Below are 16,961 nucleotides of genomic sequence, written 5' to 3'. Positions count from 1 at the left end.
TATGCAAGAGAATCCGAATCCCGCCAAAGAGATTGAACTGCCGGGCCTGACGTCCGTTGACGCCGCGCGCCGGCTTGCCGAATTCGGCCCGAACGAGTTTGGCAAAGTGCAGAAGACCCGGAAGATCGTCCGCTTTTTGAAGCTTCTTCTCGAACCGCTGATGCTGATCCTGTTGATCGCAAGCGCCGTTTCGTTGTTTGTCGGCGAAATTATCAACGCCGTCATTATGGCCCTTATGGTCACGCTCAGCGCGGCGCTCAACTTCATCCAGACGACGCGTTCGGAAACCGCGGCCGAACGGCTTCGCGAGAAGATCGCGCCAATGGCGACCGTCCGGCGCGACGGTGTTTGGAAAGAGGTCGCGCGTCGCGAGGTAGTCACCGAAGACGTCATTCGGGTCATCGCCGGCGACCTGGTCCCGGCCGATGCAAAGCTTCTTTCGGCGATCGATCTGCACCTTCAGGAAGCTTCGCTGACGGGCGAATCGCTTCCCGTACACAAACAGTCCGACGCGGAAATCTATCTCGGCACTTCGGTTGTCAGCGGATCGGGCGAAGCGCTCGTGACGGCGACCGGCGGCGACACGACATATGGCAAGATCGCCGCGCGACTTGAAGAAAAGCCGCCGGAGACCGATTTTGAGCACGGCACGCGAAAGTTCGGATTGTTGATCGCGAGGCTGATCTTTTTTCTTGTCGTCTTCGTCTTTATCGTCAACACCTTCGCCGGCCGGCAACCGCTCGAGGCGCTGTTCTTCTCGATCGCCCTCGCCGTCGGCCTGACGCCGGAGTTTCTGCCGATGATAATGACCATCACGCTCGGGCGCGGCGCGGCGCTGATGGCGAAAAAGAACGTCATCGTCAAGCATCTTGCGGCGATCCAGAATTTCGGCAGTATGGATATCCTCTGCAGCGACAAGACCGGGACGATCACCGAAGGAAAACTGAATCTGCTCGAACACCTCGATCCATTAGGCGAAGATTCGGAGCGCGCCTTCGCGCTCGGGTACATCAACAGCCGCCTGCAGACCGGCGTCGAGAACCCGATCGATCGCGCGATCGTTTCGCTGAACCCGCTCGATCAGGCGATCCTCGAACACGGCGATCCCGACATTTCGGCGGTTAAAAAGATCGGTGAGGTCCCGTTCGATTTCGAGCGGCGGCGAATGTCTGTCGTTGTCGAAAGCGACGGCCGGTCGATGCTTATCACCAAAGGCGCGCCCGAAAGCGTGCTCGAGATCTGCGAAAGCGTCGAAACCTCGGGGCGCGTCGAACCGCTGACGAAGAAACTCCGCGCCGAAGGCCTCGGGGTCTATGAGTCGGCGAGCGCAAAAGGCATCAGGGTTCTCGCCGTTGCGTACAAATACACGGACGTACGCGATTCTTTTGCGATCGCCGATGAGGCGGGTCTGACATTTGCGGGTTTCCTTAACTTCGCCGACGAGCCGCTCGAATCGGCGCGTTCGACACTCAAGAAACTCGCGGCCGACGGCGTCACGGTGAAGATCCTCACGGGCGACAGCGAACTCGTCGCGAAGCACGTTTGCGGCTCCGTCGGACTCGACGGCCAACGGATCGTTCTCGGCTCCGATCTCGACCATGTCTCCGACGATGCGCTCGGCAGCCTCGCCGAATCGACGAGCGTCTTTGCGCGCGTATCGCCGATGCAGAAGAACCGCATCATTCTCGCGCTCAAGGCGAGGGGACACGTCGTCGGCTTTATGGGGGACGGTATCAACGACGCGCCGTCGCTGCGGTCCGCTGATGTCGGGATCTCGGTCTCGACGGCCGCCGACGTCGCCAAGGACGCCTCGGAGATCGTCCTGCTCGAACGCGGGCTCGGCGTCCTTCACGCCGGCATCATCGAGGGCCGGAAGTCGTTCGGCAACGTGATGAAGTACTTGCTGATGGGAACCAGCTCCAACTTCGGAAATATGTTCTCAATGGCCGGCGCCGCGCTTTTTCTTCCGTTTCTGCCGATGCTGCCGACGCAGATCCTGCTCAACAATTTCCTGTACGATCTGGCGCAGATCACGATTCCGACCGACAACGTCGATCCGACTTTTATCCGCAAGCCGCATCGCTGGGACGTCAAGGTCATCCGCGACTTTATGATCGTCATCGGGCCGATCAGTTCGATCTACGACTTTCTGACCTTCTACATCCTGCTGCATTACTTCCAGGCGGGCGAGCAACTATTTCAGACAGGCTGGTTCATTGAATCGCTCGCTACCCAAACGCTCGTCGTCTTCGTTATCCGAACGGCTTCGAGTCCCTGGAAGAACCGTCCTAGCCGAAGCCTGGCGCTCGCTGTGATCGCGGTCGTCGCCATTGCCATCGCGATCCCGTTTTCGCCGATCGGCGGATATTTCGGTTTCGTGCCGCCGCCGCCGACTTTCTTCGCTTTTCTTGTCGCCGCGACGGTGACGTATCTGATCCTCGTCGAAACGGTAAAACGACGCCTGATGAGGAGGCTGATCGGATGATCAACACGCTGAACCGCAAATTGCTGAGAGACTTTTGGCGGCTCCGCGGACAAGTTACGGCCGTCGTGCTCGTCGTCGCCTGCGGTGTCGCGGCGTTCGTCGCGATGCGCGGAAATCATCATTCGCTTCTGGCGTCGCAAAACGCGACGTATGAAGAGTTTCGGTTTGCCGACGTGTTCGTCAACGTGAAACGCGCGCCGGTTTCGGTTATCGGGAAGATTGCCGCGATCGACGGCGTTGCGGCGGCCGAAACGCGTATCGTCCGCGACGTCACGCTCGACATCGCCGGGCTTGACGAACCGGCGACCGGCCGTTTGGTCTCAATCCCCGAAACGCGCCGCGATTTCCTCAACGGCGTTTTTATCCGCAAGGGCCGCTATATCGAAGCCGGTCGTCGCGACGAGGTTCTCGCGAGCGAGGCGTTCGTCGAGGCCAACAAACTCGACGTCGGCGACGATCTTTCAGCGATCATCAACGGCCGCTTCCAAAAACTCAGGATCGTCGGTGTCGCTCTCTCGCCCGAATACGTTTACGGCATCCGCGCCGGCGAGATATTCCCCGACAGCCGCCGTTTCGGCGTTCTCTGGATGAATCGCGAAACGCTCGAACATATTTTCGATATGGACGGCGCGTTCAACGATCTGACGCTCCGCCTGACGGGCGCCGCGAACGAGGCCGAAGTCATCGCCAGGGTCGATTCGATCCTTGACGAATACGGAGGACAGGGCGCTTTCGGGCGTGCCAGCCAGCCATCGCACGAGTATCTGACGAACGAGATCGCCGAGCTCAATACGACCGGAATTTTCATCCCGACGATCTTCCTGGGCGTCACGGCGTTTCTGCTGAACCTCGTGATGACGCGCTTCGTCGCCATCGAACGCGAACAGATCGCGGTGCTCAAGGCGTTCGGTTACGGCAATTCCGCCATCGGCTGGCATTATTTGAAATTCGCGTTTTTGACGATTTTGATCGGCAGCGCGCTCGGAATCGCTGTCGGTTCTTACATCGGCGCGGGAATCACCGCGCTCTACGCCGAGTTCTTCCGTTTTCCGATCTCCGGATTTGAGGTCACGACCGACATTTTGATGCTCGCGCTGGCGGTCAGTTTCGGCGCGGGGCTTCTCGGGGCGCTCAGCGCCGTCCGCCGCGCCGTCCGTCTCGCGCCGGCCGAAGCAATGCGGCCCGAACCGCCGGCGCGCTTTCAGGCGGGATTCCTCGAACGTCTCGGACTGCTTCGATTTATGAGTCCGGCGGTGCGGATCATCTTCCGGAACCTAACCCGGAACCCGCTCAAAGCGGTGCTCACCTCGTTCGGTATTTCCCTCTCGGTGATGATGCTCGTCGTCAGTTTCTATATGTACTTCGACGCGCTCACGGACATTATTTTCGTCCAGTTCCGGCTCGTCCAGCGCGAGGATGTTTCGGTATATTTCAACGAACCGCAGCCGCCGACCGCACGCTACGATCTCGCAGCGCTTGACGGAGTTCTGCGCGTCGAACCCTTCCGGATCGTTCCCGTTCGGCTGCGCAACGGCCATTTTTCGCGGCGGCTCGCGATCATCGGCCTTCAACCTTCGGGCGAACTCAGGCAGATGATCGACCGAGACCGTTCGCGGGTCGCGGTCCCGCCGGACGGCGTCGTGCTGACGACAAAACTGGCTGAGATCCTGCACGTTGCGCCCGACGATCAGTTGACGCTTGAAATACTCGAAGGCAAACGGCCGGTCAAAGCGGTGCGCGTCGCGGGATTGATCGACGAACTCATCGGGCTTTCGGTCTATATGGACAAGTCGGCGCTGAATCGGCTGCTCGGCGAGGACGATTCGATGTCGGGCGCGTATCTCGCCGTCGATCAATCAAAAGCGCCGCCGCTTTACAGGCGCCTGAAGAACACGCCGAGCGTCAGCGCCGTCGGCATTCCGGAGGCCGCGCTCTCGAATTTCAACGCGACGATCTCGCGAACGATGTACACCTCGATCTCGTTCATCATCGGATTCGCCTCGGTGATCTCGATGGGCATCGTTTACAACGGCGCGCGGATCGCGCTTTCGGAACGGAGCCGCGAGTTGGCATCGCTTCGGGTATTGGGTTTCACGCGGCGCGAGATCGGCACGATGCTCCTCGGCGAACAGGCGTTCCTGACCGCAGCCGCGATCCCGCTCGGATGGCTGCTCGGATACGGGTTGTGCGTCCTAATGGTCAAAGCCGTGGATGCCGAACTCATTCGGTTGCCGCTGATAGTATCGCCAAAATCATACGTTTACGCGCTGTTGGCGACGGTCACGGCGAGCACGCTTTCGGCGCTGCTGGTCGGTTGGCGTCTGCGGCGGCTCGATTTGATCGAAGCGCTCAAGACGCGGGAGTGACGTTATGCGAAAACGAAGAAACATAATCTATGCAGCACTTTCGATCTTCGCGCTGGTTGCCGTCGGCTACGTTCTCTCGCGGCCCGACAGGATCAAGGTCGAAACGGCAAAAGCGCTTTCGGGCCCGCTGACCGTGACCGTCGATGGCCAGGGAATGACCCGCGTTCACGATCGCTTCAGTGTCGCCGCGCCGGTCAACGGGCGGCTCCGGCGTATAACGCTGCGCCGCGGAGACGAGGTCAAGGCAGGCGACGCGGTCGCGGAGATCGAAGCATTGCCGCTCGCGCCGCTCGACGTCCGCCAGAGTACGGACGCAGCGTCGCGGATCCGGATCGCCGAAGCAGCGAAGATGGAGGCGGACGCGAATCTCGGACGGGCGGTCGCCAAGCTGGAACAAGCGCGTCGCGACCGCGAGCGTTCGCGAAATCTGATGGATTACGGACAGGTCGCGCGCGAGGACTACGAACGCAAACTCAACGCCGAACGCACTCTTGGCTCGGATCTTTCGGCCGCTCAAACCCGGGAACGCGCGGCGGGCCAGCGGATCACGCAAACGATCGCCAACAAGAAGGAGGCCGAAGCGGCCGTCGAGAGGCTGACCAACAACCTCCAGCAAGCGCGGCGGGACTCAAAACGCGCCGCCGATCTGATCGAAGCCGGCGTCATCGCGCGCGAGGAATATGAACAGAAACGCCTCGCCGAACAGACGATCTCAAAAGAACTTGAAGCCGCGCGTTACCGTCTCGAAGCGGCTGAGTCCGACATCGAGCTCGCGCGCGAGGGCAGGGTCGAAGCGCAGGAGAACATCAAACACCTTCGCGACGACCTCGCCCAGGCGCGGCGCGAGGCCGAGCGTGCGAAGAATGTTTTGACGTACGGAAAAACATCGAAACAGGATCTCGAACAGAGTTTGACGGCCGAACGCGCTCTCGAAAAAGAAGTCGAGGCCGCGCAGTTCAGACTCCGCGCGGCGGCCGACGAGGTGACACGCGCCAAGTCCGCCTTGCTTGGCGATGAAACCGGCACGGGTGAAGTGACGAAGGTCGTCGCTCCGGTCGACGGCAGCGTCCTCAAGATCATCGAAGAGAGCGAACGCGTCGTGACCGCCGGCGCGCCGCTTCTCGAATTGAGCAATCCCTCGAATCTTGAGATCGTCGTTGACGTCCTTTCGACCGATGCGGTGAAGATCAAGCCGGGCGACCGCGCGACCCTCGGCGGGTGGGGCGAGAACCGAACCGCGGCGGGACGCGTAAGACTAATCGAGCCGGCCGCGTTCACCAAGGTCTCGTCGCTCGGAATCGAGGAACAACGGGTGAACCTGATCGTCGATTTCCTCGAACGCCCCGAGAGCCTGGGCGACGGATTCCGTGTCGAGGCGAAGATCGTTGTTTGGGAAAGCGGCTCGGTTTTGAAGATTCCGGCGAGCGCGCTCTTTCGCAGCGGCGAAGGTTGGGCGGTCTTTGTAAATGATAGCGGCCGTGCGCGGCTTCGCAATGTCGAGGTCGCACATCGGAATCCGGACGAAGCGGAGATCACCGGCGGGTTGAGCGAAACGGAGGAAGTAATTCTTCATCCCTCGAACGACCTCGGCGAAGGCTCATACATCGCGACCGAATGAACCAAGGAGGCAATATGTCAGAACATCAGGAAGCCACGCAAAGCTCGGGAAACACTTTTGTCGAGCGCTTGGCGCGTCAGATCGGTATTTCCGCAAATGCCAGACTGATCTACGGTGAACCGGTCGAACGCGGTGGCGTGACCGTCATCACGGTCGCCAAAGCGGCCTACGGTTTCGGCGGCGGCGGCGGCAAAAAAGAAGACGAGGAAGGATCGGGCGGCGGCGGCGGAGTCGCCTTGACGCCGGTCGGCTACATCGAGATGAAGAACGGTGAAACCCGCTTTCGACCGACGCGCGACTGGCTCGCACTGCTGCCGGCGATCGCCGCCGCTGCGCCTGCAATTCTCTTGAGCGCCTGGGCGTTGGCGAAGTTGGTCCGGAAGATTGCGCCGAACAACAAAACCGGCGTCCGTCAGTGCGCGTAACGACGGATTTGAGGCTCGATTCGCGAGATCTGAGAAATGAATCCCCGGAATAGTGCCTAGCTGATAGTTGAAAGATGATAGTCACAAATCGAACTATCAGTTATCAGCTATCAGCTATCAGTTGTCAGTTATCTCGAAGGCCTTGATTTCAAAATGGAGTTGATATGTTCTACATTCGGACACTCGCCGTTTGGCTTCTGCTGATTTTCGTTGAGAGCGTTCACGGTACGCTGCGGCAGATGTTTCTCGCACCGTTGGTCGGGGATTTCACGGCGCGGCGGATCGCGTTTTTCGTCGCGCTCGGACTGATCCTCGCCGTTGCGCTCCTGACGATTCGCTGGCTCGACGCACCGTCGCGGAAGTTCCTCTACATAGCCGCCTTGATCTGGATGATATTGACCGCCTTGTTCGAATTCCTGATCGGCAGATTCGTGATGAACCTCAGTTGGGACCGGATCTTCGAAGACTACGATGTGACGCGTGGCGGCCTGATGGCGTTCGGGCTTCTGTTCCTGGTTTTCGCCCCTGCCATCGCAATCCGGATTCGCGGAAAATAGACCCGGCAATCAGGATTCCGAATTCCAGGATTCCAGATTCCAGGATTTCAGATTCCAGGATTTCAGGATTCCAGGATTCCAGGATTTCAGATTCCAGATTCCAGGATTCCAGGATTCCAGGATTTCAGGATTCCAGATTCCAGGATTCCAGATTCCAGGATTCCAGGATTCCAGGATTCCACGATTCCAGGATTTCAGGATTCCAGGATTCCAGATTCCAGGATTCCAGATTCCAGGATTCCAGATTCCAGGATTCCAGATTCCAGAATTCCAGGATTCCAGATTCCAGATTCCAGATTCCAGGATTCCAGGATTCCAGGATTCCAGGATCCCAGGATTCCAGGATTCCAGGATTCCAGGATTCCAAAATCCAAAATCCAAAATCTAAAATCCAAAATCTAAAATCGGAAGAGTTTCCCCTGAACCGGTAACGATTCGATCGGCCGGGACGTGTCCGGCGCGGAGTCCCGGCCTTGAAAGCCCAGCCTGCGGAAGTTGAGGTCGAACAGTTTCTGCGCGATCTGCCATTTTTCGGTTTTCCCGTGGTCGCGCGTCGCGTATGACTCGTGACGGAGCGTTCCGCCGCGCTCGCGCTTGATCTGTTTGAGGATCTTGTCCGCCTTCGACGGCGAAAGTTTCTCGTGCAAACGTTTGACGAAGTATTCCTCGATCGAATCCGTATCGAAGTGAACCATCGACATAAATGCTTTCGTCGCGCCGCAATCGCGTGCGCGTTCGAGCAAGAGCGGAATATCATCCTCGTTGTAACCCGGAATGATCGGTGCGATCGCAATCCCGGTTCGGATCCCCGCATCGCTCAGCGTCTTCATCGCCTTGAACCTGACTTCCGGTACGGGCGCATAAAGTTCGAACGGGTTCGACTTCTCCCTGGTCAGGAACGGGATCGAGAAGAACACCGTGCATTTCAGATTTCGCAAAATGTCCACGTCGCGCGTCACAAGCGGCGACTTCGTGATGACCGCGACCGGAAACCGAAACTCCTCGCATACTTTGAGGCACCCGCGGGTCAGTTCGTAACTCGCTTCGAGCGGAAGATAAGGATCGGTGGCGAACGAGAAGTCCAGATGATTGATCTTCTCCCGCAGTTTGCGAAGTTCGCGACGGAGGATCTCGGGAGCGTTGACCTTCGCGACGATCTTTGTTTCAAAGTCCGTGCCCGCGCCGTAACCGAGATACTCGTGATATTGTCGCGCGAAGCAATATGTGCAGGCGTGAATGCATCCGCGGTAGCAGTTGACCGTGTAGCGATGCCCGAAATCGGAGGAAAACGCCTTGGTGATGATCTTTTTCGTCGCTGTCTCTTCGAAAACTTCAAGTTTCGCCGACGGCGCCTCGCCGATGAACTCGGCGGAGTACTTAAGATACGGATTCGGAGGATTCAAGACTTGTTTCACAGATGAAACAATACGCGAATCCTGTGGGACGCGCAAGACCGCACGGGGCTTTGCTTTTTCGATTTCGGTGTTGAATAATCAGTCGTTTCGCACGCAGTTCATCAAATTGAAACCGAACAGTCACTGCCCGGAAGCATACGGACAGGTTTCTGCGTTTGTGTTCGACCGTTGATTCAGGATTTGAAGGCTGTCGTTTGAGTTTTCTTGTGACCCTTTTTTGCTTCGAATTCCGTTTTTGTCTTAGAAAGGTTGCCGAAGGTATGTTTTTCGGGCGGCATTGATTCAGTTTTTTTGGAGGAAACTTATGTCAGATCGTAATTTCGGCCGTTCATTCGCCGTCAGGTTTTCAGTATTTTTTCTTGCTGCGTTGACCGCACTGTCGAGCGTGGCGTTTGCCCAAACGGATTCCAAACCGACGGACGCCGCGAACAGCGAGAACTATATTCACGTCTTGGGAAAGATCCTTTCCATCGACCCGATCAAGGGTGACGTCACGGTCCGTCTGGAGTTCGACGCGTACGGCAATTTCGCCAATGAGGACGGAACGCTCAAGAAGACATTGAAGTTCGACACCGTCAGTTCAAACGGCAAACAGGAGATCGTGTTTGAAAAGGGCAAGCGCGTTTCGCCGACCGAGGTCGTTTTGAATATGTACGACGGGGTTGTCGAAGATTACCCGTTCGACACCCACAAGGCGACGCTTTCCTTCTACTTTACCGTCAAGCCCGACAAACCGGCCGAAAAGCCGAAGGAAGCGAACACCGAGCCGGAAGCGAAACAGGAAACCAACGAGGAGGAAGAAACCGAGATCGAAGTTCCGTTCAAGCTGGATTTTGCGCCGTCGATGCCGGGTTATACGATCACGACCGAAAAATCCAAGGAAAGCGACGCGACGTACCTCGATCTCGAAATGACGATCGTCCGTGCGACGATGGTCAAGGTCTTCTCGGTTTTCGTCAGTTTGTTGATGGTGTTGGTGACTCTCGCCGTCGTGATTTTCGTGATCACCGTCGTTTTCAAGGATCGCAAGGTAGAGATGGCGATGATGTCGTTCATCGCGACGCTGCTATTCGCGTTCGTCGCAATACGCAATAGTCAGCCTTCGGTTCCGCCGGTCGGGATCACCGCCGACTACATTGCTTTCTTTTGGGCGGAAGCAGTGCTTGCACTATGTTTGTTGACGATGATCTTCACCTGGATCCTGCGTCCAAACAAATGAGCATTTTCTGCGCCTCGACGGACGAGGGCAGCAAGAGATAATTGGTTTGAGAATGACGGAACGGTTCCTTTTTGCCGGTCTTCTTCGGAGCCCGACCGTCATTCTCATCTTTTGCCGCGAACGGCCCCGGAAAATTCAAGTCGAACGTTTTGGAAATCGCGGCACGAAGCTATAAGATTGGCTACAAAACAATCGCTCCCGGAAAGGACAACAGATCCAGACGGCTTGCGGGAATTTGATAGAAAAAAACAGGAGAAACTAATGAATAAACTTAAAACAGTTATGGTCGTTTCGATCGTTGCGGCGCTCGGACTGATCGGAATCGCTTGCGGCCAAATGGGCGAAGCTAACAAATTGGTCGACGAAGCGAATGCGACGATCAAGAAGAGCAATGAGTCGTCGACCAAGTCGGCCGCGTTGATCAAAGAGATCTTCGGCAACCTGAAGGCGGACGACCTTGAAGAGTACAAGAACACGAACAAAGCCAAGCTCGATGAGCTGTTGAAGCTTCTTGAAGGTTCGGAAAAAGACCTTGCGGATGCCGGCGGAAAATTCGAAGCGGCGTCGAAGCTCGACGTTTCGGCCAAATTCAAGGAGTATCTCAGCCTCAAGGGTCAGGAGATCAAGAAACGCAGCGAGCACGACAAAGCGACAACCGCGTTCGTCAAATCCTTCCAGAGCGAGAAGGACCTCGAAAAGGTCAACACTCTGATGGACGACTACGTCAAGAAATCCGGCGACATCAACAAAGAAGCCGAAGATCTGATGAAGAAAGCCGACCAGATCGTCAAAGACAATCCGACCGAGTTCAAGTCGAACTAGTCCGGTTGATCAGGGTAAACCAAGCGGCGGGCGAACCTTTCGCTCGCCGCTTTCGTTTCGCCGACGGATTTTCAATCGAACTATAACGATCGGTTTTCGTTTGAATTACAAGTGATCGAAGAAATCTCGCACTACAAGATCATCAAGCGGATCGGAGCCGGAGGAATGGGTGAAGTCTTTCTCGCGGAGGACTCCAAGCTCGGCCGCAAGGTCGCGCTCAAGGTTCTTCCGGCCGGGATGGCTGTCGACCGGAAGCGGCTCAACCGTTTCCTTCAGGAAGCGCGCCTCGCCGCGAATCTCAATCATCCCCATATCTGCACCATTTACGAGATCGACGCGACCGCGGATACGCCGTTTCTGGCGATGGAACTGGTGCAGGGAGAGACTCTTGCGGAACGCATCGAGAGGCGTTCGGTTTCGACGGACGACCTTCTCAGCACCGCGTCGCAGATAGCAGACGCGCTCGATGAGGCGCATCGCGCCGGCATCATCCACCGCGACATCAAATCGTCGAATATCATCGTCAATCATCGCGGCCAGATCAAGATACTCGACTTCGGGCTCGCCAAGAGTATGGCCGAAGACGTTTCGGACGAAGAAGTCACGCGCGCCAAAACCGAGGATGGAATGCTGGTTGGAACGGTCCAGTATATGTCACCGGAACAGGCGCTCGGCAAAAACCTCGATGGCCGAACGGATCTCTGGAGTCTCGGCGTGCTGCTCTACGAGATGGTGACCGGCGAATTGCCGTTCAAGGCCCCGACTCAGGCCGGTACCTTCGATTCGATTCTGAACCGTCCGCCCGCGAAAATCGAAGGCGATGTTCCGCCGGAAGTGGTCGCGATCATCGAAAAGCTGCTCGAAAAGGACCGCGACCTACGCTATCAAACCGCTTCTGACCTACTCGCGGATCTCCGCCGCCTAAGGCGCGCACGCGGTGACGCTTCGGAATCAGGGGAAAGTCTGCGGGTTTCGGCGACCCAAGTTCCCGCGGTTACCGGGAGTTTGACGCGTCCGACCATCGGGCAGTCCGGAATACGATCGCGGCGGTTTCCCATTTTGACCGTATTTCCAGCGCTGATACTGATCGCGGCGTCCGCCCTTGTGGTTTGGAAGTATTTTGGTTCTGCGTCCGGGCCGAAGGTCTTCGATCTCGGCGATTCCACGCGGCAGACGAATCTCGGGAAGGTCGTCGACGCGGTCATTTCACCGGCCGGCGATCACATCGTTTACGTTACTGACGATGGCGCGAAACAGGCCTTGTGGATCAAACAGACTTCGGGCGGCAGCGTTCTGCAGATCGTTCCCGCGTCCGAGAGCGTGTTTCAGGGGATTGCTGTCTCGCCCGACAACAAATGGGTCTATTACAACGTCTGGGACCGGGTTTCGGTTGGTCAGGTATACCGGATTCCGGCGCTCGGCGGCGTGCCGCAGAAGATCGTCCACGATTGTATGCCCGGCATTTCCGTCGCGCCGGACGGATCGAGGTTGACCTTTGTTCGCTCGGACGACCGCGCCAGGCGTTTTGTGTTGCTTACTATCGCTTCGGACGGCACCGATGAACGCGAGGTACTGTCTCTGCCCGGAGCGTTTGCCTATCGTCCGATCTGGGCGCCCGACGGCAAATCGATCGCTTTCGGGCTCTTTGAAAACGCTCCGGACCGACGCTTTCCGCAAATCGCCGAGATTCCCGCAGGCGGCGGTGAGATCAGGACCATCTGGCGTGACGAGACCAACAAGGTTCAGCCGAATCGATTCGTCTGGCTGCCGGACAAAACCGGACTGCTTGTGACCCTCGTCAATTCGCGAGAGTTTCGGACGCAGATCTGGCAACTCGATTATCGTTCCGGAAATCTGCGCCAGATCACAAGGGATTTGAACAGTTACGGCGCGCTGAGCGTTTCGGCAGACGGCCGCAGTATGCTTGCCGTTCAGGAGGATCTACTGCTGAGCGTATGGAACGTTTCTCCGAAAAAACCGGCACTCGCGCGCCGCATCACCGACGGGAAAACCGAAGGAATCGGCCTGAGTTGGACGGCCGACAACCGGCTCGTCTATTCGTCCAACGTCAGCGGCAATGCCGAGATCTGGATGATGAACGAAGACGGAACGGGCAAAAGGCAGTTGACCTCCGACGCGACTCCAAAGCTGTCACCGTGCGTTTCGGGCGACGGAAAGTACGTTTTCTACGCGGTCATCGGCAACGAGCGCGGCGGCTCGGCTCGAATGGAACTCGACGGCCGGAATCAGCAAACGCTCGAGAACAAATGGGGCGTGACCTGCGCCGCCGGGTCGAATCATCTGCTGTATTTGGCTAACGTCGACCGTCAGGGCACGCAGCTTTTCAGAGACACTACGGATTTCAACGCGCCGGTTCAACTCCCTGAAAATACCATCGTCAACGTCTCGCTCTCACCCGATGGAAAACGTGTCGCGACGGTCTATTGGGATGAAGAGAAACGCCGGCACGGATTTGAGATCATCGACATCGCGGACGGCAAGACGACAAACTTCGAACTCCCGACCACGGCGGTCCAGAAGAATAGCGAAACTCAGTTCGTGATTCGATGGACGCCGGATGGGAAAAGCCTATCGTTCGTAAACGACGAGAACGGCTTCGCAAATGTTTGGATATTGCCGTTGAACGGCGAAAAACCGCGGCGGATCACAAGCTTCAACGACAACTTCATCTTCGGTTTCGCTTGGTCGCAGGACGGCGAAAAGCTCGCGGTTTCGCGCGGCACGCTGACCAGCGACGCGGTGCTCTTTCGATTTTAGGCTTTGGCGGATCTTCGGGGCGGCTAGCGTGTGACGATTGGCGGCTGTAGGTTCAACTCTATCGACTTGCAGGTGTCTTTCAACTATTCCGAAGATCCGGCAATCGCCAAAATCGAAAGCCGCTCCCAACGATTCGGGTCGTCAGGAGCGGCTTTCGTTAGACCTGATTCTGCAAAACAAGCCTAGTTTGTCAGATTCACCGAGACGGTTTCACGTTTGCCGCCGTTTCTCGCGAGCAACGCGTCGTTCTTGCGAATCTCTTTTTCGGCCGAAGACTCGCCGACATCGATCCCGGCCGAGGCGCGGCGCGTGAACAGGCCCCGTAGAAAGTATCGCTCGCCGTAGCGATTGAATGTCACTTGCTCGGCCGTCGTTCGATCGCTGCCGACCGTGATCTCGCTGACGATGATCCGGCTCTTGTTGGACTCGACGCTCCGCAGGACGAATCTACCGGGCGCGACCTTTCGCAGTTCGAACTTTCCGGCCTGCATCTTGTCGTTCCCGACCTGAAAGTCGAACTTTGTTTCGAACGTGAGTTTGCTTTGCGCCGAGACCGTTGCGACGGTTCCAAAGAATGCCGCCGCTCCGATAACGAGGGCGATTGCGAATGACTTGAATGATTGCGATTTCATAGTTTTTCTCCTAAAAAGTAATATCGAACCCTATGGTCGCAATAACCTTGGCGAGTTGCGTGCCATACCTCGAAGTCCAGTGTAACTCGTTGTATAGCAACCATTTATACTCGCAAACGCTGATCGCCGATCCGGCGGCGGGATGAAATCGCTATCCGTTCGGATAGTTCGTATCGCCGATCGGATAGTCGTTCGGCGAATTCGCGTACGGTCGGCCGTTTTCACCGTTTCAAAAACCGATCGATTCGTTCTAAACTTGTCTTTCGATGGAACCGAGAATAAAAATCAGCTACGGACCGGGCGCGGGTCAGGTGTTCGTGCTAAAAGAGGACGTGACAACCATCGGCCGCGAGGTCGGCAACTCGATCATCCTCAAAAACTCGTCCGTCTCCCGTCGTCATTGCGTCATCGAACGCCGCGACAACGCGTTCGCCGTCAGTGATCTCGGCAGTCTGAATGGAACGCTGATCAATGGCGTCAACGCCGCCGGCGCGATCTTGAAGAACGGAGACGAGATGAAGGTCGGCGATTTCACTTTTCGATTCTCGGACCGCGAATCGGACGCGCCGTCGAGTTCGCTTGCCATCGACGCGACCGAGTTTCGTCTTCCGAAGGATTCGGTCCGTATCGCGATCGATGAGGTATTCGGTGCGATGGCGCGCGATCTGACGGCGATCCTCAAGATCTCAACGACGATCAACACGATTCGCGACGCCGGCGAACTTGAAACGGCGATGCTCGAACTGATCTTTGAGGTGGTGCCGGCCGATTCGGGCGCGATTGTCACTGTTGACGACGATTTGGCGATCGTTCGGAGCGCCGTCTCCAATCGTCTCGCGCCGAACAATCCTGTGATCGTCAGCCAAACCGTGATCGACCGGGTACTTCGCGAACGTGCGGTGTTGCTCGTCCCCGAGGTCGAGCCGAATTCGTCAGAGAGTCTGTTCGTTTCAAAGACGCGTTCGCTGGTCGCGGTTCCGATGATCGTTTTCGAGCGGCCTCTCGGCGTGATCTATCTCGCGAGTTCGACGGCGACGTTCGATGAAAGTCATATTCGGTTTTTGACGGCGGTCGCCTCGATCGGCGGCGTCGCACTTGATAACGCGGGCGCGTGGGCGAATCTCGCGGACGAGAACGAGCGCCTTCGAAACGAATCCTTTGGGCGGAATATGCTCGGCGAGTCGGATTCGATGCAGCGGGTTTTCGCGATCATCCGCAAGGTCGCGCCGACCGGTTCAACGGTTTTGATCGATGGTGAAAGCGGTACGGGAAAAGAACTCGCGGCGCAATCGATCCACCAGAACAGCGCCCGGCGATCGATGCCGTTCGTCGCCATCAACTGCGCGGCGCTGACCGAAACACTGCTTGAATCGGAGTTGTTCGGCCACGAAAAAGGCGCGTTCACGGGGGCCGTCGCGCAAAAAAGAGGCAAGATCGAGATGGCGGCCGGCGGGACGCTCTTTCTCGACGAGATCGGCGAGATGAACATCGTTCTTCAAGCCAAACTGCTTCGCGTCTTGCAGGAACGCGAGTTCGAACGGGTTGGCGGGACGCGACCGATCCGCGCCGATATACGGCTGATCGCCGCAACCAACCGGGACTTGAATGTCGAGGTCGCAAATGGCCGTTTTCGTCAGGATCTGTTCTATCGCCTGAATGTCGTCCGTTTCACGATGCCGGCGCTTCGCGATCGCCCCGACGACATCCCGATGCTTGCGAAGTATTTCGCAGATAAGTTCGGCCGCCAGACGAACCGCCGGCTTCGCGGGATATCGTCGGCGGCCTCAAAGCTGCTCGCGAAATACGAATTTCCGGGCAACGTCCGGGAACTTGAAAACTCGATCGAACGCGCCGTGGTCTTGGGATCCGGTGAATGGATCCTGCCCGAGGATCTGCCGGATGACATTCTCGAAACCCGTGTCGGTGAAAGCAATCTGACGTCCAGTTATCACGATTCGATCCGTGAGACCAAACGTTCGGTGATTGCTGAGGCGTTTCGCAAATCCAACGGCAGCTATGTCGAAACCGCCAAACTCCTCGGCGTTCATCCGAATTATCTTCATCGTTTAATACGAAATTTAGAAATGAAGGAAGAGTTGGAGCGGCTCGAATTCCGCCTTTAACCGGCGTGGCTGCATCAAGCCAATCCCCAAAAGACCAATCGGAGAAAAGGCGAAATTCCGCGGGTTCATTTTTCGCCTTCGACCCAGACTTCGCCGTCGGCGTAGACTTCTTTTTTCCAGATCGGAACCGTCCGTTTCAGTTCCTTGATCAGCCATTCACAGGCTTCGAAGGCGGCGCGGCGGTGCGGGGCCGCGACGGCAATGACGACGCTTGTCTCGCCGATCTCGAGCCTCCCGATCCGGTGGACGATCGTCACGTTTTCGATCTGAAACTCCTCGTGAACGCGCGCGACGAGCTTATCCATCTCCTTGAACGCCATCGGTTCATACGCTTCGTAGACGAGATATTGCGTCTCGCGGCCCTTCGTGAATTGCCGGACGAACCCATCGAGCGTGACGATGGCCCCGCAGATCGGCGAAACGACGCGCCGCGCGATCGCACCGACGTCAAGCGGCTCGGTCGTCAGCGCGACGTGATCTCGGAAATCAGGAGTTTGTCTTTCTGACATCGTGACGACCCT

At 57.3% G+C, this 16,961-nt stretch carries 13 protein-coding genes; 10 read left to right on the top strand and 3 right to left on the bottom strand.

Going from position 1 to position 16,961, the window contains the following annotated elements:
- Nucleotide 1: 1 nt before the first annotated feature.
- From mgtA to IPN69_17045, 6 genes are all read left to right on the top strand, one after another.
- Nucleotides 2-2,485 (top strand): magnesium-translocating P-type ATPase, encoded by a 2,484-nt coding sequence (gene mgtA, locus IPN69_17070; GenBank protein MBK8812424.1) that lies wholly within the window; start codon nt 2-4, stop codon nt 2,483-2,485.
- On the top strand, nt 2,485-4,851 hold the full coding sequence (locus tag IPN69_17065) for an ABC transporter permease (protein MBK8812423.1): 2,367 nt from the start codon (nt 2,485-2,487) through the stop codon (nt 4,849-4,851). Before mgtA ends, IPN69_17065 begins: the two co-directional genes overlap by 1 nt.
- Before the next feature lie 4 nt (nt 4,852-4,855).
- A complete protein-coding gene (locus tag IPN69_17060) occupies nt 4,856-6,469 on the top strand; it encodes an HlyD family efflux transporter periplasmic adaptor subunit (GenBank protein ID MBK8812422.1) in 1,614 nt (537 codons plus the stop codon).
- A gap of 14 nt (nt 6,470-6,483) precedes the next feature.
- Entirely contained in the window at nt 6,484-6,894 is a 411-nt protein-coding gene (locus IPN69_17055; protein MBK8812421.1) for a sporulation protein, read from the top strand.
- Between the two features lie 164 nt (nt 6,895-7,058).
- Nucleotides 7,059-7,451, top strand: a complete 393-nt coding sequence (locus IPN69_17050; protein ID MBK8812420.1) for a hypothetical protein — start codon at nt 7,059-7,061, stop codon at nt 7,449-7,451.
- On the top strand, nt 7,340-7,882 hold the full coding sequence (locus IPN69_17045) for a pentapeptide repeat-containing protein (GenBank protein MBK8812419.1): 543 nt from the start codon (nt 7,340-7,342) through the stop codon (nt 7,880-7,882). Before IPN69_17050 ends, IPN69_17045 begins: the two co-directional genes overlap by 112 nt.
- Here IPN69_17045 and IPN69_17040 read toward each other — a convergent pair.
- Entirely contained in the window at nt 7,850-8,866 is a 1,017-nt protein-coding gene (locus IPN69_17040; protein ID MBK8812418.1) for a radical SAM protein, read from the bottom strand. The genes IPN69_17045 and IPN69_17040 overlap by 33 nt on opposite strands.
- 304 nt (nt 8,867-9,170) lie before the next feature.
- On the opposite strand from IPN69_17040, the gene IPN69_17035 reads away from it, so the two are divergent.
- The 3 genes from IPN69_17035 (at nt 9,171) to IPN69_17025 (ending at nt 13,685) form a co-directional block, all read left to right on the top strand.
- Complete coding sequence (locus tag IPN69_17035) at nt 9,171-10,085, top strand: DUF4436 family protein (protein MBK8812417.1); 915 nt, start codon at nt 9,171-9,173, stop codon at nt 10,083-10,085.
- Between the two features lie 261 nt (nt 10,086-10,346).
- Nucleotides 10,347-10,907 (top strand): hypothetical protein, encoded by a 561-nt coding sequence (locus IPN69_17030; protein MBK8812416.1) that lies wholly within the window; start codon nt 10,347-10,349, stop codon nt 10,905-10,907.
- 111 nt (nt 10,908-11,018) lie between these two features.
- Nucleotides 11,019-13,685, top strand: coding sequence for a serine/threonine-protein kinase (locus tag IPN69_17025; GenBank protein MBK8812415.1), 2,667 nt, complete (start codon nt 11,019-11,021; stop codon nt 13,683-13,685).
- 182 nt (nt 13,686-13,867) lie between these two features.
- Here the strand turns inward: IPN69_17025 and IPN69_17020 are convergent, their stop codons facing one another.
- Nucleotides 13,868-14,317 carry a hypothetical protein gene (locus tag IPN69_17020; protein ID MBK8812414.1) on the bottom strand — a complete coding sequence of 150 codons (450 nt, stop codon included), beginning with the start codon at nt 14,315-14,317 and terminating at the stop codon, nt 13,868-13,870.
- A gap of 266 nt (nt 14,318-14,583) precedes the next feature.
- Here IPN69_17020 and IPN69_17015 point away from each other — a divergent pair, with 266 nt between their 5' ends.
- Nucleotides 14,584-16,440, top strand: a complete 1,857-nt coding sequence (locus IPN69_17015; protein MBK8812413.1) for a sigma 54-interacting transcriptional regulator — start codon at nt 14,584-14,586, stop codon at nt 16,438-16,440.
- A gap of 65 nt (nt 16,441-16,505) precedes the next feature.
- On the opposite strand, the gene IPN69_17010 is transcribed toward IPN69_17015, so the two are convergent.
- Nucleotides 16,506-16,949, bottom strand: coding sequence for a molybdenum cofactor biosynthesis protein MoaE (locus IPN69_17010; protein MBK8812412.1), 444 nt, complete (start codon nt 16,947-16,949; stop codon nt 16,506-16,508).
- Nucleotides 16,950-16,961 lie beyond the last annotated feature (12 nt).

The organism is Acidobacteriota bacterium, assembly GCA_016715115.1.
Lineage (GTDB): Bacteria > Acidobacteriota > Blastocatellia > Pyrinomonadales > Pyrinomonadaceae > JAFDVJ01.
Note: the sequence above shows the minus strand (reverse complement) of the source record. Positions and strands in the feature narration are given on the sequence as shown.